22 protein-coding genes are annotated in these 23,137 nt (G+C 35.0%); 7 read left to right on the top strand and 15 right to left on the bottom strand.

The features are described from left to right. Window positions 1-5: 5 nt before the first annotated feature. Window positions 6-2,828, top strand: a complete 2,823-nt coding sequence (locus GR162_RS19405) for a PAS domain-containing protein (RefSeq protein WP_160783469.1) — start codon at window positions 6-8, stop codon at window positions 2,826-2,828. Here GR162_RS19405 and GR162_RS19400 read toward each other — a convergent pair. After that, on the bottom strand, window positions 2,818-3,249 hold the full coding sequence (locus GR162_RS19400) for a response regulator (RefSeq protein ID WP_160783468.1): 432 nt from the start codon (window positions 3,247-3,249) through the stop codon (window positions 2,818-2,820). The two genes, GR162_RS19405 and GR162_RS19400, sit on opposite strands and share 11 nt — an antisense overlap. Before the next feature lie 230 nt (window positions 3,250-3,479). Here GR162_RS19400 and GR162_RS19395 point away from each other — a divergent pair, with 230 nt between their 5' ends. Then, entirely contained in the window at window positions 3,480-3,980 is a 501-nt protein-coding gene (locus GR162_RS19395; RefSeq protein ID WP_160783467.1) for a pyridoxamine 5'-phosphate oxidase family protein, read from the top strand. A 235-nt stretch (window positions 3,981-4,215) separates the two neighbouring features. Here GR162_RS19395 and GR162_RS19390 read toward each other — a convergent pair whose 3' ends face one another. The 3 genes from GR162_RS19390 to GR162_RS19380 all read right to left on the bottom strand — a co-directional run bounded on the left by GR162_RS19390 (window position 4,216) and on the right by GR162_RS19380 (window position 6,311). Further along, window positions 4,216-4,929, bottom strand: coding sequence for a DUF72 domain-containing protein (locus GR162_RS19390; protein WP_160783466.1), 714 nt, complete (start codon window positions 4,927-4,929; stop codon window positions 4,216-4,218). Continuing rightward, window positions 4,926-5,657 carry a DNA-formamidopyrimidine glycosylase family protein gene (locus tag GR162_RS19385; protein WP_160783465.1) on the bottom strand — a complete coding sequence of 244 codons (732 nt, stop codon included), beginning with the start codon at window positions 5,655-5,657 and terminating at the stop codon, window positions 4,926-4,928. The genes GR162_RS19390 and GR162_RS19385 overlap by 4 nt, the downstream gene beginning before the upstream one ends. A 69-nt stretch (window positions 5,658-5,726) precedes the next feature. Then, window positions 5,727-6,311 carry a ferritin-like domain-containing protein gene (locus GR162_RS19380; RefSeq protein WP_160783464.1) on the bottom strand — a complete coding sequence of 195 codons (585 nt, stop codon included), beginning with the start codon at window positions 6,309-6,311 and terminating at the stop codon, window positions 5,727-5,729. A gap of 187 nt (window positions 6,312-6,498) precedes the next feature. On the opposite strand from GR162_RS19380, the gene GR162_RS19375 reads away from it, so the two are divergent. Further along, on the top strand, window positions 6,499-7,038 hold the full coding sequence (locus GR162_RS19375; protein ID WP_160783463.1) for a hypothetical protein: 540 nt from the start codon (window positions 6,499-6,501) through the stop codon (window positions 7,036-7,038). Window positions 7,039-7,435: 397 nt separating this feature from the next. Here the strand turns inward: GR162_RS19375 and GR162_RS19370 are convergent, their stop codons facing one another. The 3 genes from GR162_RS19370 to GR162_RS19360 all read right to left on the bottom strand — a co-directional run bounded on the left by GR162_RS19370 (window position 7,436) and on the right by GR162_RS19360 (window position 9,049). Next, the gene (locus tag GR162_RS19370; protein ID WP_071638579.1) at window positions 7,436-7,597 is read right to left on the bottom strand and encodes a DUF1328 domain-containing protein; all 162 of its coding nucleotides are present in this window, start codon (window positions 7,595-7,597) and stop codon (window positions 7,436-7,438) included. Window positions 7,598-7,673: 76 nt separating this feature from the next. After that, window positions 7,674-8,768, bottom strand: coding sequence for a DNA topoisomerase IB (locus GR162_RS19365; RefSeq protein WP_160783462.1), 1,095 nt, complete (start codon window positions 8,766-8,768; stop codon window positions 7,674-7,676). 41 nt (window positions 8,769-8,809) lie between these two features. After that, window positions 8,810-9,049: a hypothetical protein gene (locus GR162_RS19360; protein WP_008463188.1), complete on the bottom strand. Its 240-nt coding sequence runs from the start codon at window positions 9,047-9,049 to the stop codon at window positions 8,810-8,812. A 621-nt stretch (window positions 9,050-9,670) separates the two neighbouring features. On the opposite strand from GR162_RS19360, the gene GR162_RS19355 reads away from it, so the two are divergent. Next, window positions 9,671-10,258 (top strand): DUF4142 domain-containing protein, encoded by a 588-nt coding sequence (locus GR162_RS19355; protein WP_160783461.1) that lies wholly within the window; start codon window positions 9,671-9,673, stop codon window positions 10,256-10,258. Window positions 10,259-10,492: 234 nt separating this feature from the next. Here GR162_RS19355 and GR162_RS19350 read toward each other — a convergent pair whose 3' ends face one another. The 5 genes from GR162_RS19350 to galA form a co-directional block, all read right to left on the bottom strand. Further along, a complete protein-coding gene (locus tag GR162_RS19350; protein ID WP_160783460.1) occupies window positions 10,493-11,476 on the bottom strand; it encodes an aldo/keto reductase in 984 nt (327 codons plus the stop codon). A gap of 142 nt (window positions 11,477-11,618) precedes the next feature. Further along, window positions 11,619-12,671, bottom strand: a complete 1,053-nt coding sequence (locus GR162_RS19345; protein ID WP_160783459.1) for an NAD(P)-dependent alcohol dehydrogenase — start codon at window positions 12,669-12,671, stop codon at window positions 11,619-11,621. Between the two features lie 270 nt (window positions 12,672-12,941). Continuing rightward, complete coding sequence (locus GR162_RS19340; RefSeq protein ID WP_160783458.1) at window positions 12,942-13,349, bottom strand: cupin domain-containing protein; 408 nt, start codon at window positions 13,347-13,349, stop codon at window positions 12,942-12,944. Between the two features lie 310 nt (window positions 13,350-13,659). Beyond that, the gene (locus GR162_RS19335) at window positions 13,660-14,529 is read right to left on the bottom strand and encodes an AraC family transcriptional regulator (protein WP_160783457.1); all 870 of its coding nucleotides are present in this window, start codon (window positions 14,527-14,529) and stop codon (window positions 13,660-13,662) included. A 555-nt stretch (window positions 14,530-15,084) separates the two neighbouring features. Beyond that, window positions 15,085-17,904, bottom strand: a complete 2,820-nt coding sequence (gene galA, locus GR162_RS19330; RefSeq protein WP_160783456.1) for a beta-galactosidase GalA — start codon at window positions 17,902-17,904, stop codon at window positions 15,085-15,087. A gap of 211 nt (window positions 17,905-18,115) precedes the next feature. Here galA and GR162_RS19325 point away from each other — a divergent pair, with 211 nt between their 5' ends. Then, window positions 18,116-18,496, top strand: coding sequence for a hypothetical protein (locus tag GR162_RS19325; protein ID WP_008463176.1), 381 nt, complete (start codon window positions 18,116-18,118; stop codon window positions 18,494-18,496). A gap of 242 nt (window positions 18,497-18,738) precedes the next feature. On the opposite strand, the gene GR162_RS19320 is transcribed toward GR162_RS19325, so the two are convergent. Beyond that, window positions 18,739-19,233, bottom strand: coding sequence for a TlpA disulfide reductase family protein (locus tag GR162_RS19320; protein WP_160783455.1), 495 nt, complete (start codon window positions 19,231-19,233; stop codon window positions 18,739-18,741). A gap of 306 nt (window positions 19,234-19,539) precedes the next feature. On the opposite strand from GR162_RS19320, the gene GR162_RS19315 reads away from it, so the two are divergent. Together GR162_RS19315 and GR162_RS19310 are read left to right on the top strand one after the other, a co-directional pair. Beyond that, window positions 19,540-19,842 carry a helix-turn-helix transcriptional regulator gene (locus GR162_RS19315; RefSeq protein WP_160783454.1) on the top strand — a complete coding sequence of 101 codons (303 nt, stop codon included), beginning with the start codon at window positions 19,540-19,542 and terminating at the stop codon, window positions 19,840-19,842. Window positions 19,843-19,849: 7 nt separating this feature from the next. After that, window positions 19,850-20,956 (top strand): NADH:flavin oxidoreductase, encoded by a 1,107-nt coding sequence (locus GR162_RS19310; RefSeq protein ID WP_160783453.1) that lies wholly within the window; start codon window positions 19,850-19,852, stop codon window positions 20,954-20,956. A gap of 257 nt (window positions 20,957-21,213) precedes the next feature. On the opposite strand, the gene GR162_RS19305 is transcribed toward GR162_RS19310, so the two are convergent. Then, window positions 21,214-22,356, bottom strand: coding sequence for an acyltransferase (locus tag GR162_RS19305; RefSeq protein WP_160783452.1), 1,143 nt, complete (start codon window positions 22,354-22,356; stop codon window positions 21,214-21,216). 80 nt (window positions 22,357-22,436) lie between these two features. Beyond that, the gene (locus GR162_RS19300; protein WP_160783451.1) at window positions 22,437-23,084 is read right to left on the bottom strand and encodes a DUF1349 domain-containing protein; all 648 of its coding nucleotides are present in this window, start codon (window positions 23,082-23,084) and stop codon (window positions 22,437-22,439) included. Window positions 23,085-23,137: the final 53 nt, after the last annotated feature.

Here is a 23,137-nt window from a genome sequence, read left to right as displayed (position 1 = left end):
CTTAAATGAGTCAAAGCTATTCTTTTCTGGCAAATGGAGGAGAAATGGGACAACTTACCCGCGCTAAAGATTGGAGCAAAACGGCTGTTGGGCCAGTAGAATTATGGCCGCAGAGCCTGCGCACTACTTTAGGAATTCTTTTAAACTCCAAGTTTCCCATGTTTCTGTTTTGGGGGCCAGATCATATTTGTTTTTATAATGATGCCTATCGTCCGAGTTTAGGGAATGATGGCAAACATCCCGCTATTCTTGGCGAAAAAGGTGCCGAGTATTGGCCTGAAATCTGGGATTTCATTAAGCCTTTAATCGATCAAGTTTTTGATAAAGGCGAAGCCACATGGCACGAAGACCAATTGCTGCCGATTTACAGAAACGGTAAAATGGAAGATGTATACTGGACTTTTAGCTACAGTCCTGTGAATGATGAAAACGGAAAAACAAACGGTGTTTTGGTAATCTGCAATGAAACTACGGAACAAGTGCTTACGCGCAAAAATCTGGAAGAAAGTGAAAGACGTTTTAGAAACACTGTAAAACAAATTCCGCTTGGCATCTGTATTTTAAAAGGAGCAGATTTTATTGCTGAAATGGCTAATACAACGTATCTTCATATTGCAGACAAAGAAGAAAGTGATATTTTAAACCGGCCCATTTTTGATTCGTTTCCCGAAACTAAGGAAGCTGTCTATCCCTTGCTAAAAAATGTCTTTGAAACTGGAATTCCTTATTCTCAAGATGAATTTGCTGTAACCTTAAACCGATATAATAAACAGGAATTAGCCTATTTCAATGTCGTTTTTTATCCTTTAAAAGAAGAAAACCATACTATCACAGGAATCATAGTAGTGGCTTATGAAGTAACTGAAGATGTAAAAGCAAGGCATCTGCTTGCAGAAAATGAAGTTGCTTTTCGCAATATTGTTATGGAATCTCCTATTGCAATGGCAATTTTTAGAGGAGAAGATTATGTAATCGAAATGGCCAATAAAGCCATGATGCATGATATTTGGCAGAAAGAAGAAAAGGACTTTATTGGCCGACCTTTATTGGAAGTTTTTCCAGAATTGCACAATCAGAAATATCCTGAATTATTGCACGAAGTCCTTACTACCGGAAAAAAAATTAGTGAAACCGAAGCTGCTACTTATGTTAATATTAAAGGGAAACTCAAAAAATTCTACCTCGATTACCAATATACAACGCTTTACGAAGAAAACGGAAAGGCATCTGGAATTATGTGCACCGTTTATGACGTAACTTCTAAAGTCAAAGCTCGAAAAAAAGTGGAGACTACAGAAGAAAGAGCACGTTTGGCAACTGAAATTGGAAAAATTGCTACCTGGGATTTAAATCTTAAAACCAAAAAGTTACTTTATAGCGATAACATTCTAGATATCTTCGGATTTGAAAAAGGCACTAAAATAATACATGAAGACGTTCGAAGCCGTATTCTTCCTAAAGACGAACATATTGTTAAAGAGGCTTTTGAAAAGGCGTTAAAGGAAGGCATTTACAAATATGAAGCTCGCATTTTAAAAGTAGACAATTCAATTGGATGGATTAAAATGCATGGCAAAATCTTTTTTGATGAAAATAATATTCCTTCAAAAATGATTGGAACTGTAATGGATGTAACTGTAGAAAAAAATATGCAGCATGTTCTAGTAAAAAGCGAGCAAAAGTTTAGACTCCTCGCCGATTCTATGCCCCAACTTATCTGGACAAGCGATACTTTGGGGAATCTAAATTATTTTAATGAAACCGTCTACAACTATTCTGGACTTTCTAAAGAAGAGATTGAAAAGAATGGCTGGCTACAAATTATCCATCCAGACGATCGCGAAGAAAATGTAAAACTCTGGATGGAATCAGTAAAAACGGGACATGATTTTCTTTTTATCCACCGATTTAAACGTTATGATGGCGAATACAGATGGCAGCTCAGCCGTGCCGTTGCCCAATTGGACGAATCTGGAAAAGTAACCATGTGGGTGGGAAGCAGTACCGATATAGAAGAACAAAAAAACTTTACCAATCAGCTGGAAGAACAGATTATTGAACGCACAACGCAACTGGAACTCAAAAACAGAGATCTGGTTAATATGAATATAGAACTGCAGTCATTTGCTTATATATCGAGTCATGATCTTCAGGAACCTTTGCGTAAAATCCAGACTTTTGCTAGCCGATTGGCCGATTTGGATGAGCAGAATATTTCGGCGAATGCCAAAACCTATTTAAACAGGATTGAGTTTTCGGCTAAAAAAATGCAAAATTTAATACAGGATTTATTAACCTATTCCCGTGCCAATTCTGCCGATCGCATATTTACAAAAATTAAAATAGACGAAATCGCTGAAGAAGTAATCAGTGATTTTTCAGATCGCATTGAAGAAAAAAATGCCATTGTAGAATATCACGATTTGGGAGAAGCAACACTGATACAGTTCCAATTTAGACAGCTACTTCACAATCTGGTGGAAAATGCCCTAAAATTTTCACGTCCTGGCGTTCCTCCAAAAGTAAAAATATCAGTTAAAAAAGTTGATGGAAAATCGCTTCCAAATGCTGAATTTAAAGACAAAAAATACCACCATCTCCAAGTTTCGGATAACGGAATTGGTTTTGAGCTCGTTTATAAAGAAAAAATCTTTGAAGTTTTCCAGCGTTTAAACACCGAGAGCGAATATCGAGGAACAGGTATTGGCCTTGCAATTGTGAAAAAAATTGTAGAAAACCATAAAGGCTTTATCACCGTTGATAGTGAAAAAGGAAAAGGTTCTGTCTTTAATATTTATATTCCAGATTTATCTGAAATCAGTATTTAAATACAAAATTGGATTGGGTCGGGATAAACTTTTTCCAATCAATTTGTATTGCGTGTTCTATTGCTTTTATGATGTCACTCATTAATACAGGCTTGGTTATAAAACAATTAGCTCCAAGCTTAAGACATTTCTCAATATTACCTGGTTCACTCGAAGTGGAATAAATGACTACAGGAATGTCTTTTTTGTCATGAGAACTTCTAAGTTCTTCCAAAACGTCAAATCCATTTTTTCCAGGCATATTTAAATCCAAGAAAATTACGGATGGAACAACAGATGATTCCGAAATGGCATTCAAAAAATTTTGACTTCCAGAATACGTTTGCAGTTTAATATTATGAGGAATAGATTCTACGGCATCTGCAAAAATACATAAATCATCTTCGTCGTCATCAGTATAGAATATGGTGAAATCTGTCATTGTATTTTTGGCTTAGAATTTTAATATCCCCAAATATAGTGCAATTTTATCTAACAAATAGAATTTAGCTTTAATTTCTTACAATGCAAATTGAAATATCATAATTTATAAATTTAATTATATAAGCTGTAAAAGTGCAAAAAGCCCCAACTTTACTTTTACTATTTCTCAGACAATATCTAATTGTTTGCCAAATAATTAAAATACAAAAAACTTAAAAATATAACGTTATGGGCGATCATAAAGACCTTACAGATGAATTTGCAGTAGACAAAATAAAAGATCTCGCTGCGCATATTAAAACATGTATGTTTTGTACATATAAAGATTACAGAATACAATCTCGACCTATGTCTGTACAGAAAATTGATGATTTGGGAAACCTATGGTTTTTATCGGACAGAAACAGCGGACAAAATGCTGAAATTACATTGAATCCGATGGTTGAAATCTTTTTTGCCGAACCGCATGATAAATTCTTAACTCTTCACGGAACGGCAAGTATTTCGTACCACCGAGAAACAATTGAAAAATTATGGAATCCTGCCATAAAAATATGGATGCCAGGCGGCATCGATGACCCGAACTTAAGCGTGATTAAAGTAGTTCCCGAAGATGGATACTATTGGAACAATAAAAACGGAAAAATGGTTGCGATTGCAAAAATGACAGCTGCTTTTATAACCGGAAAAACGATGGATGACGGAATCGAAGGAAGCCTTAAATTGTAGTTTTTTTTAAACGAAAAGGTTATAACCGCAGAGAGCATTTATGTACTTTGCGGTTATTTTTTTCTCGCAGAATTTAATCTGCAGAATGTTTTTCTAGTGGTAAATCTGCAAGATCTGCTTGAAACAAAAAATTAACCGCAAACAAAAAACTTTGCGATCTCTTTCTAGTATTCATTAAGTTCTCAAAATAAAAAACGTCGTGTGATTTGCGTTAAAAAATCTTGCTTTAATTTTATCAGATAGCCATTCTTTTCAATTCTAATGCATTCAGAATACCTGCTTCACTTGCTGTATTATTAAAATAAACAAATCCTTTCTTGGAACGAATCTGGCGATTTACCTCTCTTAATTCTTCTGTCGAATAACTAGAATGAAATAATTTCGGAATACCGTGAAAACGCATGTAAAGTATTGGAAAATCTTTGAAAATAGTTTGAGGAAGATTGGGATAACTCACACTGCAAAACGTGATATTGTTTTCCTTAAATGCATTCCAAACTTCATCATTCCACCAGCTTTCGTGGCGAAATTCAACTACATTTTTGAAATTGTAATTGAGAATTCCAATTATGGCATCTAATTTTTCTTTACTATAAGCATAACTTGGCGGAAATTGAAACAAAACAGCGGCAAGCTTGTCTTTCATCCCTTCCTTACAGATGTTATAAAAGTCATTCAAACGGCTTTCGCAGTCTATAAGCTTTTTAATATGTGTGATTTCTTTGGGCACTTTGACCGAAAACAAAAAAGATTCTGGCGTTTTGTTGTACCAATTTTGAAAAATGCGAACAGTTGGAAATTTATAAAAACTGCCATTAAACTCATACGTGTCAAAATGCTGGCAATAGAACTCAAACCATTTTTTGGAAGGAAGATTTTGAGGGTAAAAAACGTTTTTCCAGAAACTGTTGTAAAAACTGGAACAGCCTATTTTTACGTGATTTTTCATATATATAATTGTTGGCAGTTAGTACAGAAAAAGCTTCTGCGTTTTCGTTCTCCAGTCTGTTTTTTCTGAAAAGGAAGATTGCATCGCAGACACACACTTTTGATGTACGCTTCCCAATGTTTTTTAAGTTCAAATTTCTTTTTCCAATATAGAAATTCAAAACTATAAGTGGAGCATTCAGCGATAAGCTGGCTTTTTATGTGAGGCGGAATTTTCTCTACAATCGATTCTGGATGCACATAACAGCGGTACAAAACTTCATTTTTTATAATGTTTCCTACTCCAGAAAAAATATCCTGATCCAAAATGACATCGCAAATCATTTTTTGAGGCATTTTTTCGATACTCTGCTGTGCTTTTTTAGGATTCCAATTTTCATTCATGACATCAACACTCCAATCGTAATGAGAATTAATGTCTCCTTCTAAAATTTTTACGGAACAAGTATAAAAATTAAGCTCTCCGTTTTCAAAAACTAAACTCAGTCTGGGTTTTGAAACTTTTCGCTCATTTATTCGATAAGTACCAAACATGAGCATGTGGATTTTTACTGTAAAAGAATCAAAACAGATTAAAAAATGTTTTCCCCAGGTTTTAAAAGCCAAAATGGTTTTATCCTGGAGCCTGGAAATATCAATATGCGTATTCCCCGATACAGAAATTATCTTCTGTCCGGCAAATTGCTGCACTTCTTCTTTTAAAATTACTATTGACGGACCTTCGGGCATATACTCAATCTTTTATTTAACTAAAAAAGTGCAGCTCGAAAACTGCACTTTTTATTTTATTTCCTATGCTTATTCAATTTCTGCAGCTTCAAGATTTACTGCATTTACAGCAACTTCTGTCAGGGTTTTATCAGCGCCTTTTTCTTCATCTAGCGTTTGCTCTAACAAAGTGGCTGCTTCAGGAATACCTAGAGTTTCTGCAAATTGTCTTAAAGTACCGTAAGTAGCAATTTCGTAATGCTCAATTTTCTGGCTTGCAGCAATAATTCCTGCATCACGCACTACTCCAAATTCTGTTTCTTCCAGCATTCCTTTAGCTTCTTCGATCAAACCTTCCATAGCATCACATTTTTTTGCCGTTGGTTTTTTGCCTACGATTTTAAATACTTCTTCTAAACGGGCAATTTGCTCCTCCGTTTCGGTTAAATGATTGTCAATTGCATCTTTCAATTCAACTGAAGAAGCATTTTTAACCATTACAGGCAAAGCTTTTGTCAGCGCTTTTTCTGCCCAATAAATATCTTTTAGTGCTTCTTCAAATAATTCGGTCAACCCTGAGGCTGCACTCGATTTTGGCTTTGTAACTCCTCTTGGCGTGGTCTCTTTAGCTCTTTCTTTTGCTGTACTTGCACTTTTACTATTTGTAGTTTTCATGATAATAATTTTTATGATTAATAACATGATAAAATTACTGTCTGCATAGCAAGAGGGGTTACAAAATTTTAAATTAAAATTCTATTCTAAACATCTGTTAATTATAGAATTACACTTAAAAATCTTATAAGCAATTGCCTCATCTTCATACTAGATTTGTAAATATTAATCATAAAAACAAGACATCATGAATACTATCGATAACAAAAACAGCTATAACACAGATTTAAAAAATCATTTTTCTGATGATCGAAATTTAGGCGAAGACTTAAAAAACGATAGACGTCAAACGGATAATGATAATAGAGAAATTGCAGAACGTGGCTATACTATTAGAAACGGATATAATCCGAACAAGCCAAATCCAGATCAGGAAGATTATCTCGACGATGATGATCTGGACGATCTTAATGACGATTTCCATAACGACAGAGATCTAGAAGACAATAGCGACGAAATTTATGAAGTCGAATTGGAAGATGATAATTTTGCCGAAGAAAATGACGAATTCGACAATCCTTCAGATCTAAAGGAAGATGAGTATGACTTTAACGAAACCGAAGATGTTCTCGAAGACATTGACGACGAGGACGAAGATGAAGATGAAGAAGATGACGATTATATCGAAGAAGATATTGACGACGATGATAATGATTATATAGAAGATGATGTTCAGGAAGATGACGATGAAGAAAGTTATCCTGAAAATGATCCGCGCAGATTTTAAATACTTTTTCTAGTATAAACAATTTTCTTTCTTTTGTAAGCTTCGGAAAATATTTATAGTAGAAGTGATTTCACAATATAAAGCTCCAGGAGCGGCATTTATTTAGATTATAAAAATATGCTGCTCCGGAGCTTTTTTATTTGCCTTATTGAAATTAAATTTTGTACTCGCCAGGAGTTTGCTGATAGAATTAATTTTATCAATATTCTAGTAACCAAAAGAGGCTGCCCTATTAAGACAGCCCCTTTCTGAGTCTAAAATTTAACTACTTAATTTCCAATAATTCTCAATACTGGAATATCGTTCTTCGTGGTTTTTTATATTTTGCAGAAACCACAAAACGACACATTATCAAAATCAATGTGCCGTTTATTATGTTTTTATTTTATGAATATTTTTATACTCTTGATCTTCCACTAATTAGCGAAATAATAAATAGAACTAAAAATATAAAGAATAAAATTTTAGCGATACTAGCGGCTCCAGCGGCAATTCCACCGAAACCAAATATTCCTGCCACTATGGCTAGAATAATAAAAGTGACTGTCCAACGTAACATAATAATAGTTTTTTAGTTAATAATGATTTTGTTTGAATTTCAAACTTCAAGCTTTTGGAGAGGTGCAGTAACTCTTTTATGAACAAGGTGTTTCTAAATTGACTTCGTAATTTTGAATCAATTCAGAAAATGCTATTTCTGATTTTGTAAAATATTTTCTTGTACTTCGACTTTTTTTTGCCAAATCGAAATATTTCTGAATGGAACCATCCTCGTATGTCGAAATCAAAAGCGGATGAACGTAATAATCTTTGCAGACTTTTCTAGTGTTCCCGAGAGCTTCAGCCGTAAGATCAAAAGCTGTTATGATATTCTGTTTGATTTCTTTTTCATCTGAAGCCACTCCTATTTCCATTAAACTTTCAAAGAAAATAATAGACGCGGCCCAAGTCCTAAAGTCTTTTGCACTGAAATATTCGCCCGAAATATTGTGCAGATATTCATTTACAGCATGACTGTCCAGAACTTTTCGTTCGCCATTTTTATCGTAATATTTAAAAACTTCATAACCAGGAATTTCTTCGCAACGGCTTACCAGTTTTACCAATTGTTTATTTCGGGTGGTTATTGTATGCTGTTTTCCTTTTTTTCCAATAAATTCAAATCGGAGGGAATTTTTATTGATATTGATGTGGCGTTTTCTTAAAGTCGAAAGTCCGTAAGATTTGTTGTCTTTGGCATATTTTTCATTTCCTATTCGAATATGAGTTTCTTCCATAAGCCGGATTACCAAAGCGGTTACTTTCTCTTTAGACCATTCCTTTTTTTCCAAATCAAGATCAACTTGTTTTCTTATAGATGGAAGTTTTGCTCCAAATTCTGCGATTTTATAAAACTTAGTCTGATTTCGAATCAGATTCCATCTTGGATGATAGCGATACTGTTTCCTATTTTTAAGATCGGTTCCAACAGCTTGTAAATGCCCGTTTGTAATATCTGTAATTCGGACGTTTTCCCATGCCGGCGGAAGCACCAAACTATTAATGCGTTTAATTTCGTTTTTACTTTTTACATTTTTTCCGTTCTTTTTATAAACGAAATTTTCTCCTTCACGGCAGCGAACAATTGTCAACTGATGATCATTAATGTATTCTAAGTCTAGTTTTTCAATTACTAGATGTGGCGCTTTTATAAGCTGACTCATTAAATTTTCTTTTTTCGCCGCATTCATGATATTTAAAAATTTATCACAGAAGTAGTTTTGAATTATTTTTAATTATTTCTTAAAGACTCAATTAAGTCTTTTTTGTTCATATAAGATCTTCCTTTGATGCCTACTTTACTGGCCTGTTTCAAAAGTTCTTCTTTTGTCCATTCGTCATATGGCTTTGCTTTTCCACCTTTCTTTCCTGCGTTTGGTGTATTAGCGATACGAGCCGATTTTTCTTTGCTGTATCCTTTCTTTACCAATGCTTCATATTGCTCTTCATTCTTAATTCTTGGATCTGGCATGACTTTAATTTTTAAAGGGTTAATTCTTAAAATCTAATATTTCAAAGTTCCTCAAAAAGTAAGACGATTTTGTTATAGAATTTTTGCCGCAAATTTCATATTTGTGAGATGGGAATTGTGAAAGGTGAAGTGTAAGTTGTGTTTTGTAAGATGTAAAATGTTAGATGAAAAAAATCCCAACTCTTTTGGAGTTAGGATTAAATCATCTTTTATTAAAAGAATTACAAAAAGTATCTTTTTCATAATGTACTATATAAAACCTAACACTATTTAGGAATTCCTTCTTCAGTATTTAAACTTATAATCAGTATTTAAAATACTGCCTCCCACCTAAATAAATGTTCCAAATTGCCCTCTCCAATCTTCAATATCATCTTCTTTTGGTGTATCCCAACGAATCATTCCACAAAAATTTGACTGATTTTCCTAATCTCTTACGACAACACCAGATTCTTTACCTAAAGAAACTTTCATACCTAAAACAAAGTCTTTTTCCATTCAAATTAATTTTAGGATAATTTAAAATTTACATTTTAATCCTATAACAATCTCTAAAAATCCTGTAAGACATTCCTTTAAGTTCTCAATAATTTTACTTCATAACATTAAACTATTAAAATCATGAAAAAGTTATTATTAGCCGGAAAAGCCATTTTAGGAGCAGGACTTATTATTATATTCCTTCAATCTTGTAAAAACGAAACCAAACAAGAAGATCCAAAAGAAGTTGCAGAAGATGCAAACGAAACAAAATTTGATTCTATTGACAGCAAAGAAGATGACTCTGAATTTCTAGTAGATCAAGCCGAAATTAATTTAGCTGAAATCGAAATTGGTAAACTGGCTCAAACAAAAAGCACCAACGCTGAAGTGAAAAAATTTGGTAAAATGCTTGTTGATGAGCACACTAAAGCAGCTTCTGAAGTGAGTGCTTTAGCAAAAGCTAAAAACTTTACATTGCCAACTTCGCTAACTGAAGAAGGTCAAGACGAATACAATAAATTAAACGAAAAATCAGGTGTTGATTTCGATAAAAAATTCGCAGATATGATGATTGATGGTCATGAAAAAGCGATCAAAAAATTAGAAAAAGCCGCAAAAGATGCTAACGATCAAGAAGTAAGGACTTGGGCTTCTAACAATATTGCAGGTTTAACAGCGCATTTGGAACATGCCAAAATGCTGAAACAAAACCTAGACAAAAAGTAAAATAAATTAATTGGTTATTATTTATTTTTTTAGATGCAAAGGCTCAAAGCTGCAAGGTTCAAAGGTTTCTTTTAATAGAAAGTACCTAAGCATTTTAAGTCTTCGCTTATTTAAAAACCTCCAAGAGTTGAATTGCTTGGAGGTTTTCTTTTTTAAGATACTCAGATTTTAAGCTGCTAAGGCTCTTAGTTTTCTTAGTATCTTAGCATCTCAGAACCTTAGCGTCTTAGCCCCTTACTTTCCAGTTATCTTCTGCAAATGCTCTGGGTATCTTGAACCTTCAATTGCTATTTTTGAAGTAGCTTCATTGATTTCCGTTAAATCTTGTTCAGAAAGTTTCAAATCTACTGCGCGCAAATTTTCTTCTAGACGATGTAATTTTGTTGTTCCTGGAATTGGCGCAATCCATGGTTTTTGGGCTAAAATCCAAGCAAGGGCAATTTGTGCATTTGTTGTTCCTTTTTCTGCCGCGATTTTCGAAAGCAAATCGACTAGCGCTTGGTTTGCCTTTCTAGCTTCTGGTGTAAAGCGAGGCAGGGTATTTCTAAAATCATTGCTGTCAAACTGCGTGTTTTCGTCAATTTTTGCGGTTAGAAAACCTCTTCCCAACGGACTAAAAGGCACAAAACCAATTCCTAATTCTTCTAATACCGGAATAATTTCTTCTTCTGGCGTTCTCCACCAAAGTGAATATTCGCTTTGCAGAGCCGTAACAGGCTGAACGGCATGTGCACGTCGGATGCTTTCAACTCCAGCCTCTGAGAGTCCAAAATGTTTGACTTTTCCCTCTTTTATCAGATCTTTTACGGTTCCTGCAACATCTTCTATTGGCACGTTTGGATCAACGCGATGCTGATAATACAAATCAATAACATCAATATTTAATCGTTTTAACGAACCTTCAATGCTTTGTCTAATCCACTCAGGACGGCTGTCTAATCCTTTTTTAGAATCGCCCTCCAGAAAACCGAATTTCGTTGCAATGACAACTTTATCGCGAAAAGGCGCCAAAGCTTCTCCCAAAAGTTCTTCGTTCAAAAACGGCCCATAACATTCAGCGGTATCAAAAAAAGTGATCCCTTTTTCGTAAGCAGAACGCAATAGACTTATCATTTCTTTTTTGTCATGAGCCGGTCCATAGCCAAAACTCATTCCCATACAGCCAAGTCCCAAAGCTGAGACTTCAATACCGCTATTTCCTAGTTTACGTGTTTGCATTTTTTTCTTTTTAGGTGCAAAGGTTCAGAGGAACAAAGCGACAAAGGTTACCTCCTTTGCCCCTTAAAGCTTTGCATAGATTTTTTTTTTGAGTACAAAGAGCAGAAAACTATATCCCTTTGAGCCTCTGCCACTTTGAACCTTATTTCAAAGAAGCCATATCAATCACAAAACGATATTTGACATCTCCTTTCAATAATCTTTCGTAGGCATCATTTACATCGTTTACTCCAATTACTTCCACATCTGATGTGATATTATGTTGGGCACAGAAATCAAGCATTTCTTGAGTTTCGGCAATTCCTCCAATAAGAGATCCTGAGAAGCTTCTTCTTCCTAAAATCAAGCTGAAAGAAGTTACAGGAAGCGGGTCCATTGGTGCGCCAACCAGAGTTAATGTTCCGTCTACTTTAAGTAAATTTAAATACGCATCAATACTGTGTTCCGCAGAAACGCAGTCCAAAATAAAATTTAAGCTTCTGGCATGCTGTGCCATTTGCGTTTCGTCTGTAGACAATACCACCTCATCTGCTCCAAGACGTTTTGCATCGTCTGTTTTGGATAAAGATGTTGTAAAAACCACTACATGAGCCCCCATAGCTTTCGCTATTTTTATTCCCATATGGCCAAGACCGCCGATACCTACAATTCCCACTTTTTGACCAGGACCAACTTTCCAGTGTTTTAATGGCGAATAAGTTGTAATTCCTGCACATAACAATGGTGCAACAGCAGCTAGATCTAACTTATCTGAAATATGTAAAACGAAGCTTTCGTCTACTGTAATGCTTTGAGAATAACCTCCATAAGTTTGTCCTCCCAAGTGTTTGTCTGGCGAATTAAAGGTCTGAGTACTTCCTTCATCGCAGAATTGCTCTAAATCATTTTTGCAGTGTTCACATTCTCTGCAAGAATCAACTAAACAGCCCACTCCTGCCAAATCGCCAACTTTAAAACCTTTTACATGATCTCCAACTTTAGTCACACGCCCTACAATCTCATGTCCTGGAACAATCGGATAAATAGTGCCATGCCATTCATTTCTAGCGGTATGCAAATCGGAATGACAGATTCCGCAATATAAAATTTCGATTTCTACGTCATGCGCCTGTACAGCTCTTCTTTTAATATCTAAGGTTTTTAATGGTGCTTCGGCCGCTTCGGTGCCAAAGGCTTTTATGCTTTTTGTTTCCATAATTTATTTGTTGTTTTTAGTTTTTTGTTTCATCCCGATAGCTATCGGGACAGGTTTAAAACCGTTCTGAAATTGCAATAGAAATCTAGCTGACTTATACTGATTTGCAAACAGTTATATAAATTTCGGTTATTTTTATCTAATCAAAAAATATAATATATTATAAATCAGTAACCCGAGCGATAGCGAACAGGCGAAGCAAATCTGCGTAAAAAATTCAGCCCAATAACTTTTGGGGATAAAATCTTAGTATCTTAGAATCTCAGAATCTTAGTGTCTTAAAAAAGAATAATATTCCTCATCTGTAACACTATCCAGCCATATTCCTGAACCTTTGTCTACTTCTGTGACAATAGTGATATGTGAATATTTGGTGTTTGGTGTTGCTCCATACCAATGTTCTACTCCAGGCAAAACCGTAATTACTTTTCCTTTTTCGATAAGATTAATTTGTCCGCCTCTTTCTTGGTAATAGCCAACCCCATCTGTTACAATGATAAGTTGCAGACTTGCATTACTGTGCCAATTGCTTCTCGCTCCCGGTTCAAAAGAAATATCTTTGATTACAGTGTTTTTGGGGTGAATTTCGCTTGTCTGCTTTTTATATGACACTTCGCCTGTCATATAAGTGTTTGGAATTTTACCTTCTTCGATTACAGCAGTGAAATGTGTCGACATAATTTCGTTGTTTTTAGGTTAATAATTGATTTTTAAAATTCTTATAAGCTTATTTGAATGAAATAATCAGTACATCGAATCTCTTTTAGAAGGAGATTTTTGCTTTTAATTAATACTATAAAAATTTTTATTTTTTTCTATTATCAAAATTTAAAACTAAATGCAAAGCGGAACATGCCTTTGTGAAGTATTATTTAGTCATTAAAAAAACTGATACAAAGATTCGTTGTTTATTTCAGGGCAAATGTAGTGCAATACTGCAATGCAGAAATAACAATATTCAAACAAAAAATTAAGAAATTGAAACAATTTACATTCGAAGTGATTTCGGAACCGTTCCTGTAAGCCTTTTAAAATAATTATTGAAGTAACTCGGATATTCAAATCCAAGCGAATACCCAATATCAGAAATGCTCCAATCTGTGTGCTGCAACAAAGCTTTGGCTTCATTGATGACTCTTTCTGTAATGTGTGCTGTTGTCGGTTTTCCTGTAACTTCTTTTACAGAACGATTTAAATGGTTCACATGCACAGAAAGACTTTGCGCATAATCTTGAGGCGTTTTTAAAGCCAACGGCTGATCTTTGGTTTCTATTGGAAATTGTCTTTCCAATAATTCTAAAAACAGCGAAGTAATTCTCGAAGAGGCATTTTTGTGTTTAAAGAAGTTCTCCGATGGTTGCATTTTCATGGATTCATGAATAATCAAATTAACGTAGCTGCGCATCAAATCGTCTTTGAAAGCATAATCGGTTTCGTATTCTTGAATCATTTTTTGGAATAATGAATCAATAAATACTTTTTGCTCAGGAGTTAAAGTAAAAATTGGCGTTCCTCCTATTTTAAACAAAGGCGATTCTTGAAGGGTTTCGGAACGGTCTTTTGTTTTAAAAAATTCTTCGGTAAAAACGCAAGCATAGCCTTCATATTTCTCAGAAACGGTTTCCCAAGAATACGGAATTATCGGATTCCCGAAAAACAAAATCGTTCCGTCGGTTTCTATGCCGCGGTCGGCATACTGAATGATGCTTTTGCTGGTATTAATGCAGATTTTATAAAAGTCTCTTCGGCTATAAACGGGAACTTTACTGAAATCTCCATTTATAGGATACACTTTAAACCCCTTCATTTTTAAATCTGAAGTAAAATCGCAATTCTGAGTTTCTGTCTGATTATTCATTTTGCAAAGTTATGAAAATCAAACAATATTTTTTGTTTCAGGTTTAAAGTTTCAGGTTTGTTAGTTTAACCGCAATGAACGCAAAGATTTACGCAAGGTTCGCAAAGTTTTTTGTTTTTTAGGAAAGAAATAGTCTCGCAAAGTCGCAGAGTCGCAAAGTTCTTTTTGAATTGCCTCCAGCTTTAGCTGGAGGTCTAAAAGAGACAAACACAGAAAAGGCTTTAGCCACACTATCCGCAGTTTGCCTAAAGCCTTTAAAAGTACCTTTTTTTCACATCCAGCTAAAGCTGGACGCAATTCATTTATTGGTATTAAAAACAAAATCTTAAAAAACTTTGCGACTCTGCGACTTTGCGAGATTAAAAACCTAGCGAACTTAGCGTAAATCTTAGCGTACCTTGCGGTTAAAAAAACTAATTCTTTAATTTACTTCAAGCTAAAGCTCGACGCAATTCATTTATTGGTATTAAAAAAACTTTGCGTCTCTGCGACTTTGCGAGATTAAAAACCTAGCGAACTTAGCGTAAATCTTAGCGTACCTTGCGGTTAAAAAGACTATTTTTTTAAACTAGCAGCTCGCAATCCTTTCCCAGAAGCATACAAAACTACTTCTTTAGCATTTTCATCTTTCTGAATAATGATTTGCGCATAACCATTAAAAAGCTTTCTTTTCCATGGCTCTGCAGGCGTAATAACTTGAATGATTCCGGGATCAGTGTTCATTACATCCCAATCTTTCACTTTTTGTAATGGCGTAACCGCAATGTGAATCGTGTTTTTGCCTTCTTTTAAAATTGATGTATTTAAAATATATTTTTGAGCATCTTCTTTGCTTGGTTCCACTTCAGTTCCGTTTACAAAAATTACTGCCTCTACTCCTATTTTTTTATAAAAGAAACTTACCACGTTAGAAGCTGCATTATGCTGTAAATCAAATTCGCCTTTATAAACATAGGATGGCGCTTGCTTTTTGTAATCACGGCCATGAAACGCTTCTGTCCATTCGTTTTCTGGAAGGTTTGGCAACTGATGAAGCAAAGTTGGAGCTGTTCCTTTTTGTTCTTTAAAATTATTTATGGCAATCAATCCAATGTCATCAATAAATTGATCGCTTTCTAGAGAGGTTGGATCTCCGTTGCCCACACCTAAAATTTTGCCGCCTTTTATGGAGAATGTTATTTCGTCATTTGCTGTTGGAACATGCAAGCCATTTTTATCAGTAGTTTCAACGGTTAAAACAGAAACATTTCCTTTTAATACATTTTCTTTATCTAATGACAATTTAATGTTTTCTGGCTTTCCAGTTGTTTTTTGAATATCAGAAAGTACTTTTTTACCTTTTTTATAGCCAACTGCTTCGATGGTTCCTGGAACATAATTTACTTTCCATTCTAAATGTCCGTTTTGCTCCATTTTCTTTTTTCCTAAACTTTTTTTGTTAAGAAAAAGCTCTACTTCATCGCAATTCGAATAAGCCCACACATCAATTGCTGCACCTTCCATTCCACTCCAATTCCAATGCGGTAATACATGCAGAACAGGCTCTTTTCCCCACCATGATTTTAAATAAAAAACATTGTCTTTCGGGAAACCGCAGACATCCATCATTCCGAAATAAGAAGTTACAGATGGCCAGCCATAAGGCGTTGGTTCGCCTCGATAGTCAAAACCTGTCCAGATAAACATTCCTGCGAGATAAGGTCTTTCAGCATAGAATTTCCAACCTTCTTCAATGCTATAAAAAGTCGGTCTTGGCTTTTTATCGTAAGCGCTTTGATAGTGTTTGGCATCATCTGTAAAATAAGTGCCTCGCGTTGCAAAAGTCGAACCTTCCTCGGTTCCCATTCCTGGCTGCTGTTTAAACTGATTTCGATGCGCATCAATATCTCCGTTTCCTAAATAATTATACCCCATAATTTCCACTACATTCGATATTCCGTTCCTAAAACCGCTGCTGATTCCTACTGTTACAGGTCTTGTCGGATCAATGCTTTTGCTGAAATCCTGCATGATAGCGGCAATTCTTTCGCCAGTAATTCCGCCTTCAATCTGCCATTCTTCATTTCCAACCGACCAGCAGAAAATGCTAGGGTGATTTCGATCGCGTTCGATCATACGCTGTAAATCATCCAAATGATAATCGTTAATTCCCATCAGACGGGTTTCATCAATAACTAGCATTCCCAATTTGTCGCAAGCGTCCAATAATTCTGGTGTTGGCGGATGATGCGAACAACGATATGCATTTGACCCCATTTCTTTCAGTTTTTTAATTCGGTAATACTGAATTTCATCTGGAAGTGCTGTTCCAATTCCCGCATGATCTTGATGATTATTGGTTCCTTTCAGTTTTACGTGCTTTCCGTTCAGGAAAAAACCATTTTCGGGATCAAACTTTATGGTTCTAATTCCAAAAGAAGTTTTGTATTGATCAATTACTTTTCCTTCGCTTTTGATTTCTGTAACTAACTGATATAAATTTGGATTTTCAATATCCCATAAGATCGGATTTTTGACATTTAATTTTGACGAATAGGCATTTGTTTTATAAAATCCTGGAGCCGAAACATTTTCAGAATTTGTTGCAACTTGTTTTCCTGAAGCATCTAAAATCGCTTGATTTATTTCTACATTTCCTTTAAAATGACCTTTGTTTTCAAGTTTTACTTCTGCAGTAATTAAGGCGTTATCGTTCGCGATTTCTGAAGTAACATAAGTTCCGTTCTGCGCCACATGCAACGGATTGGTTTTCTGTAAATAAACATGCCTGTATATTCCTGCTCCTTCATAAAACCAACCTTCTTCCATTGAAGCATCGGCACGGACCACAATTGTATTTTCGCCTCCATAATTTACATAAGCCGTTACATCATATTCAAAACCATTATAACCGCTTTCTTGTGTTCCCAAATAAAACCCGTTAAAAAAGACTTTTGAATTTCTAAAAACACCATCAAATTTTAGAAAAATAATTTTTCCTAAATCTTCATTCGGAATTGTGACTTTCTTTCTGTACCAGCCAATACTTTTTTCTGGGAAGTTTTTGCCAGCCGCTTTGAATCCGTGGCTGAAACTTGCATTTTCGCTAAAAGGCTGCTCGACTGCCCAATCATGAGGCAAATCTAATTTTCTCCAAGCGCGATCGTCAAAATCTTTTGCAGCTGGTCCGTCGCCAAAACCTGTCTTGGTTAAATAAGAAAAATAGCCTTCAGCATGGCCGAAATCTTTTTTGGTATCGTATAAATGTCCAAATGAAAACCGCCAATCTTTATCAATTAAAATGACTTCTCTTCTTGAATTGTTTTGTGCAAAAACCGTAATTGAAGATAGAATTAAAGAACAAAGAATTGCTCTTAGTAAAAAAATGGTTTTCATAAGTTGGGTTGTTAGTAAATCAAATAGCGATAAAAATAATGCTTTTAGTGAAGAAGCAGTGATAGTATTTTATCAAAATATGATAACTCATTCATAATAAATACTTCTAAAGAGAGTTTTAAAATTTAGAATGAATCTAATGGCATAAGATTCAAAAATCATTTTCTTTTGATGTAATTTTATATTTAAATCATAAAAAGCAATTACCAACATGAGTACTATTATCAACGAAAATAGACTCCAGACAACTTTCAAAAACCTAGATCAGAAGATTAGCAAACTTAATGATCAGAAGATTGTCGCTTTTTTTGAATCATTAGGATTATTGGAAAGAAAAGATGTTCCGAAGGACTTTTTGAATTGGGAAAACATATTAATTGTTGTTCCAAATCGACATGTTTCCCACGAGCTGAAATACTATAAATATACGATTTCAAGAATTTCATTCTTAACAAATCCTTACGCAGATCAAATCCATATTTTTGATCTGAAAGATTGGAAAAGCGCTTCGCAAAACAAAACGCAGTTTCAGATTAGAGAAATGCTGAAAACGAGTTTTGGAGGTGTAAAGAAAGTGATTAAAGAGTCTTAGAGAAAAATTAAAAATTTAGAATTAAAAATTAAAAGTCTGATCTGGGTGATCGGACTTTTTGTTTTTAAACGCAAATAGCGCAAAGGTTTACGCTAGGTTCGCAAAGATTTTTACTTAAAAAATAAAACTCTCGCAAAGTCGCAGAGTCGCAAAGTTTATTATAGCGACTCTGCGACTTTGCGAGATTCTTTAAAATTTCACGTGCTTAGTGTAAATCTTAGCGCTCTTTGCGGTTAAAAAAATTACTGCACTTCTAAAAGCTCTTTTATTTTAGCCTCTAAAGCCTGTCCGTGAATATTTTTTGCTAAAATAATTCCGTTTTTATCGATTAAAAAATTCAGCGGAACTGATTGAAGCATATAATCTCCCACAACTGGAGATTGCCAATATTTTAAATCACTAACGTTTGTCCAAGGCAGTTTTGCTTTTGCGATTGCTCCTGTCCATAGCGGTTTTTTCGTATCCATAGAAACACCATAAATCGATAATTTGTCTGGATAAGCGTTATGCAATTTTATTAAAAGTGGCTGTTCTTTAATGCAAGGTCCGCACCAAGAAGCCCAAAAGTCAACTAAAACTAACGTCCCTCTTAAAGAAGAAAGCGCTACTTTCTCTCCTTTAGTATCTGGGAGATCGATTTCTGGAGCAATATCTCCAACATCTACACCTACAACTTGTGCTTTAGAACTGGTGATTACACAACATAAGAACGCTGCAATAAGTAAAGTTTTTTTCATAATTAAGTTTATTATTTTGGGACTTTTTTAATCTGTAAAAATGTTTTCTTGTCATCCTGAGGAACGAAGGATCACACAAGTAGCTCCATCTTGAATTTTTGACAATCTTTGTAGAGTTTCGTGTGTGATCCTTCGTTCCTCGCGATGACAAAAATGATATAAAATTTCTTCTTTGCAAGATTATTCTATACGCAAATATAAATTTTCTTTCATAAAACAGCTAGCATTCCACATCTCCAATCATAAAATTATCCTAAATATTTTCCCTTTAATTGATATATCGAGAAAAGTCGATATATTTGCTTCATGGAACCGATCGAAATTTTTAAAGCATTATCTAATAAGTCAAGACTGCAAATGCTGGAATGGCTAAAAGAACCCGAACTTAATTTTCCGGGACAGCTTGAACATGCTGGATTTGAGCATGGAGTCTGCGTTGGTCAAATTCAGGCCAAAGCAGGTTTGACACAATCTACAGTATCCGAATACCTGTCTATTTTACAACGCGCTGGCTTTGTTGAAGCCAAACGTGTTGGGCAATGGACTTATTATAAACGTAACGAAGGTGCCTTTGAAGCACTTAGTAAATTAATCCAATCTAATTTGTAAAATTACTATGAGTACAAACAACCTATTTTCTGAGTTTAACTTAAAATCGTTAAATCTGAAAAACCGAATCGTAATGGCGCCAATGACGCGCTCTTTTTCTCCTAATGGAGTTCCAACTGATGAAGTCGCTGCTTACTACCAAAAAAGAGCTGAAGGCGAAGTTGGTTTAATTCTTTCTGAAGGAACTGTCATTGACAGAAAATCATCTTCAAATGATGCTAATGTTCCTCATTTTTATGGCGATTTAGCTTTAAAGGGATGGAAAAAAGTGATTGATGGAGTGCATGCTGGGGGCGGAAAAATGGGACCGCAAATCTGGCATATGGGAATTATGGACAACCATCATTCTGGATGGGTTCCGCCAGTTCCTTTTGAAGGTCCGTCCGGATTAAACCGACCTGATTTTAGAAATGGTGTTGCCATGACTGAAAAAGATATTGAAGATACTATTTTGGCTTTTGGAAAAGCCGCAGCCGATGCCAAAAGATTAGGCTTTGATACTGTTGAAATTCACGGTGCGCATGGCTATTTAATTGATCAGTTCTTTAGAACTGAAACTAACTTGCGTGATGATATTTACGGCGGAAAAACACTGCCAGAACGTAACCGTTTTGCAATTGAAGTGATAAAAGAAGTAAGAAAACAAGTTGGAAACGACTTCGCCATTATTATGCGTTTTTCTCAATTCAAACCTTCTGATTACAATTATAAACTGGCTAAAAATCCACAAGAGTTAGAAGCTTGGCTTACGCCTCTTGTTGATGCTGGTGTTGATATTATTCACGCTTCACAACGTCGTTTCTGGGAACCAGAATTTGAAGGTTCTGATCTAAACTTTGCTGGATGGGCTAAAAAAGTTACCGGAGCTCCAACTATTACCGTGGGTTCTGTTGGTTTATCAGGCGATTTCTTTGGCGCTTTTGCTGGAGAAAGTTCACAGCCAACTTCTTTAGAAGAATTAAACAGACGTTTCGACAGAGGCGATTTTGATTTGGTTGCCGTTGGAAGACCTCTTTTATCTGATCCGAATTGGGTTGCTAAAATCAAAGCTGGAAAAACTGATGAGTTGAAAGGTTTCAGTAAAGAAGCTTTAGGGCAATTGGTTTTAGAATAATTTTTTTAAGATACAAAGTTACAAAGGTTCAAAGGGACAAAGTTTTTTCCTTTGACCTTTTGTTTTTATATACTACAAGAGGATAAATTTATTTGAGCACTCCTTTCAAGTTTCCAATAAAGGAATAATCGTAAAACGAAGAGACGCACTGCGGTGCGCCTCTACAATTTCAATCATAAATAAGAAAGGGATAAACTTAATCGTTTATCCCTTTCTGCATTTGTAACTAACAAAAATTACAAACTCTAAAAAACTCTTTATGCCGATACTGGCTTTTTATTTTGAAACTTCTTTACAAGCCAGTTTCTAACCGGTTCGTCGTATAATTTTAAACATACAAAAGCCAATAGAATGCTTACCAGTAAAACTCCGATTCCTTCAAGATATCCATTTTCCATGGTTACTTTATTATCTACAATCCATGCTGTAAACCAATAAATTAGAGGATAATGCGTAATGTAAATCGGATAAGAAATATCACCTAGAAGCTTGCAAATTTTTGATGAAAATTCATTTTTAATCTCTCCTCCTGCTCCAATCGCCACAATAATTGGAAAAATAAAAATAATACAGATTGATTCGTAAATTCCATTGATCCAAAGACTATTTTCATCTCCAAATCTAGGCAGCGAAAGAACAATTGTAATTAAGATTGCACATACCCAAAAAGCATTTTTTACATGGATTAATTTCCCTAAACGGCACAATAATACTCCTGCAAAAAACGGATACAATAAGCGGGTAAAGCCTACATTCATCTGCGCTAAATTCAGCGACCATCCTCCAATTACATCTCCTTTTGGGCCAAATACGGTATAATTAATTAACAGTCCGGCAAATATCAATACAAAAACTGACATTATTTTATTCGAAAATTTACGGAAGATTAAGGCGTACAAAATGTTTGCAATATATTCGAAAAAAAGCGACCATGCCGGACCGTTTAAAGGATGCATTTCTCCCCAACCTCTAATTTCCATTGAAGGCGGAATTGGCAATAAAGTAAAACCTATTACCATGGTTAAAATAACTTTCCAGACCTCCATTTCTTTAATCATCGGAAACAGTATGTCTGAAGCTTGAAAATAGTAAAATAGAGCACCAATGACCATTCCCAGAATTACCATTGGCTGTAAACGTATTAAACGGCGTTTGTAAAACTCCCATTGACCCATTTTACCCCAGCGGTCATCGTATGCATAGGCCACAACAAATCCAGATAAAAGGAAAAAGAAATCAACGGCCAGATATCCGTGATTGATTATTTGAATAAAACGGTTTCCGCCAGCAAAGGCTTCAAAAATATGAAACGCAACGACTAAAATAGCCGCAACGCCACGCAGTCCGTCTAAAATTTCGTAATGTTTTTTGGGTTTAATATCAGATGAAATTGAACTCATTTGTATTTGGTTAAGTTTAAATGGTTAATAGTTTAAGTTGTTGTTTGTTTGGAATTTGGATTTTTTGAATTGAAATTTAATTATTGGTGATTTTTAAGCCATTCTAATCTTCTTTGGTCTGGCAAATGTTTTACAGAGAAGTTTTCGAATTTTGCTTCAAAGCCTTTTCCATCTGGAGAAGCGGCCATTAAACCAACCATAACTGGAGTGTTGTCTTGCAAAGGCGCATTTCTGGTTAGGATATAGTTTTTATCGTCAAAAGAATAAAATATTTCAACGGCATCTAATCTTCTTACCGCTTTTATCCAAATAAAAGGAGGCACTTTTTCTAAAGTGGTTACGCTCCAATCGCTTTTATCGTGGGTAACGACGGTGCTTACATTAAATTTTCCGTCAACAAATTCTACTCCTGTTTTGATGTAATTTTTCTCATCAATACGAATCATTAATCCCATCTGATCAAAACGAGCAATATAATTTCCCGTCAATTTTACTTTCGCTTCAAACTCGCCTCCATAAGTTGCGTAATAAAAAGGCGCATCATCTACCGTAAAACCATAATGCGAAATTCTCCAATAATCGCTGTTTGCGGTAACATTCATAATTAAAGCATTGTTTTTAATCTCCCATTTTTCAGGTTCATTAAACCATTGCATTTTATTCAAACTCTGAGCTGCAATATGTTGTGCAAAAAATAAAGCCGCTATTGCAAGTGTAATTTTCTTCATGTTGTTTCTTTTTTTACCATTAAGATGTTAAGTTAATTAAGTTTTTGCTTTAT

The organism is Flavobacterium sp. HBTb2-11-1 (assembly GCF_009826975.1).
Classification (GTDB): Bacteria; Bacteroidota; Bacteroidia; order Flavobacteriales; family Flavobacteriaceae; genus Flavobacterium.
This window is presented reverse-complemented; position numbering and strand designations above follow the sequence as displayed.

Excerpts from the sequence above, each read along its gene's own strand:
- GR162_RS19350 (WP_160783460.1), bottom strand. The coding sequence starts at position 11,476 with ATGCAAACACGTAAACTAGGAAATAGCGGTATTGAAGTCTCAGCTTTG.
- GR162_RS19305 (WP_160783452.1), bottom strand. The coding sequence starts at position 22,356 with ATGAGTTCAATTTCATCTGATATTAAACCCAAAAAACATTACGAAATT.
- GR162_RS19310 (WP_160783453.1), top strand. The coding sequence starts at position 19,850 with ATGAGTACAAACAACCTATTTTCTGAGTTTAACTTAAAATCGTTAAAT.
- GR162_RS19360 (WP_008463188.1), bottom strand. The coding sequence starts at position 9,049 with ATGCCAGATCCAAGAATTAAGAATGAAGAGCAATATGAAGCATTGGTA.
- GR162_RS19385 (WP_160783465.1), bottom strand. The coding sequence starts at position 5,657 with ATGCCCGAAGGTCCGTCAATAGTAATTTTAAAAGAAGAAGTGCAGCAA.
- GR162_RS19380 (WP_160783464.1), bottom strand. The coding sequence starts at position 6,311 with ATGAAAACTACAAATAGTAAAAGTGCAAGTACAGCAAAAGAAAGAGCT.
- GR162_RS19340 (WP_160783458.1), bottom strand. The coding sequence starts at position 13,349 with ATGTCGACACATTTCACTGCTGTAATCGAAGAAGGTAAAATTCCAAAC.
- GR162_RS19405 (WP_160783469.1), top strand. The coding sequence starts at position 6 with ATGAGTCAAAGCTATTCTTTTCTGGCAAATGGAGGAGAAATGGGACAA.
- GR162_RS19320 (WP_160783455.1), bottom strand. The coding sequence starts at position 19,233 with ATGAAAAAAACTTTACTTATTGCAGCGTTCTTATGTTGTGTAATCACC.
- GR162_RS19370 (WP_071638579.1), bottom strand. The coding sequence starts at position 7,597 with ATGTTACGTTGGACAGTCACTTTTATTATTCTAGCCATAGTGGCAGGA.
- galA (WP_160783456.1), bottom strand. The coding sequence starts at position 17,904 with ATGAAAACCATTTTTTTACTAAGAGCAATTCTTTGTTCTTTAATTCTA.
- GR162_RS19325 (WP_008463176.1), top strand. The coding sequence starts at position 18,116 with ATGAGTACTATTATCAACGAAAATAGACTCCAGACAACTTTCAAAAAC.
- GR162_RS19400 (WP_160783468.1), bottom strand. The coding sequence starts at position 3,249 with ATGACAGATTTCACCATATTCTATACTGATGACGACGAAGATGATTTA.
- GR162_RS19390 (WP_160783466.1), bottom strand. The coding sequence starts at position 4,929 with ATGAAAAATCACGTAAAAATAGGCTGTTCCAGTTTTTACAACAGTTTC.
- GR162_RS19395 (WP_160783467.1), top strand. The coding sequence starts at position 3,480 with ATGGGCGATCATAAAGACCTTACAGATGAATTTGCAGTAGACAAAATA.
- GR162_RS19300 (WP_160783451.1), bottom strand. The coding sequence starts at position 23,084 with ATGAAGAAAATTACACTTGCAATAGCGGCTTTATTTTTTGCACAACAT.
- GR162_RS19375 (WP_160783463.1), top strand. The coding sequence starts at position 6,499 with ATGAATACTATCGATAACAAAAACAGCTATAACACAGATTTAAAAAAT.
- GR162_RS19355 (WP_160783461.1), top strand. The coding sequence starts at position 9,671 with ATGAAAAAGTTATTATTAGCCGGAAAAGCCATTTTAGGAGCAGGACTT.
- GR162_RS19315 (WP_160783454.1), top strand. The coding sequence starts at position 19,540 with ATGGAACCGATCGAAATTTTTAAAGCATTATCTAATAAGTCAAGACTG.
- GR162_RS19365 (WP_160783462.1), bottom strand. The coding sequence starts at position 8,768 with ATGAATGCGGCGAAAAAAGAAAATTTAATGAGTCAGCTTATAAAAGCG.
- GR162_RS19345 (WP_160783459.1), bottom strand. The coding sequence starts at position 12,671 with ATGGAAACAAAAAGCATAAAAGCCTTTGGCACCGAAGCGGCCGAAGCA.
- GR162_RS19335 (WP_160783457.1), bottom strand. The coding sequence starts at position 14,529 with ATGAATAATCAGACAGAAACTCAGAATTGCGATTTTACTTCAGATTTA.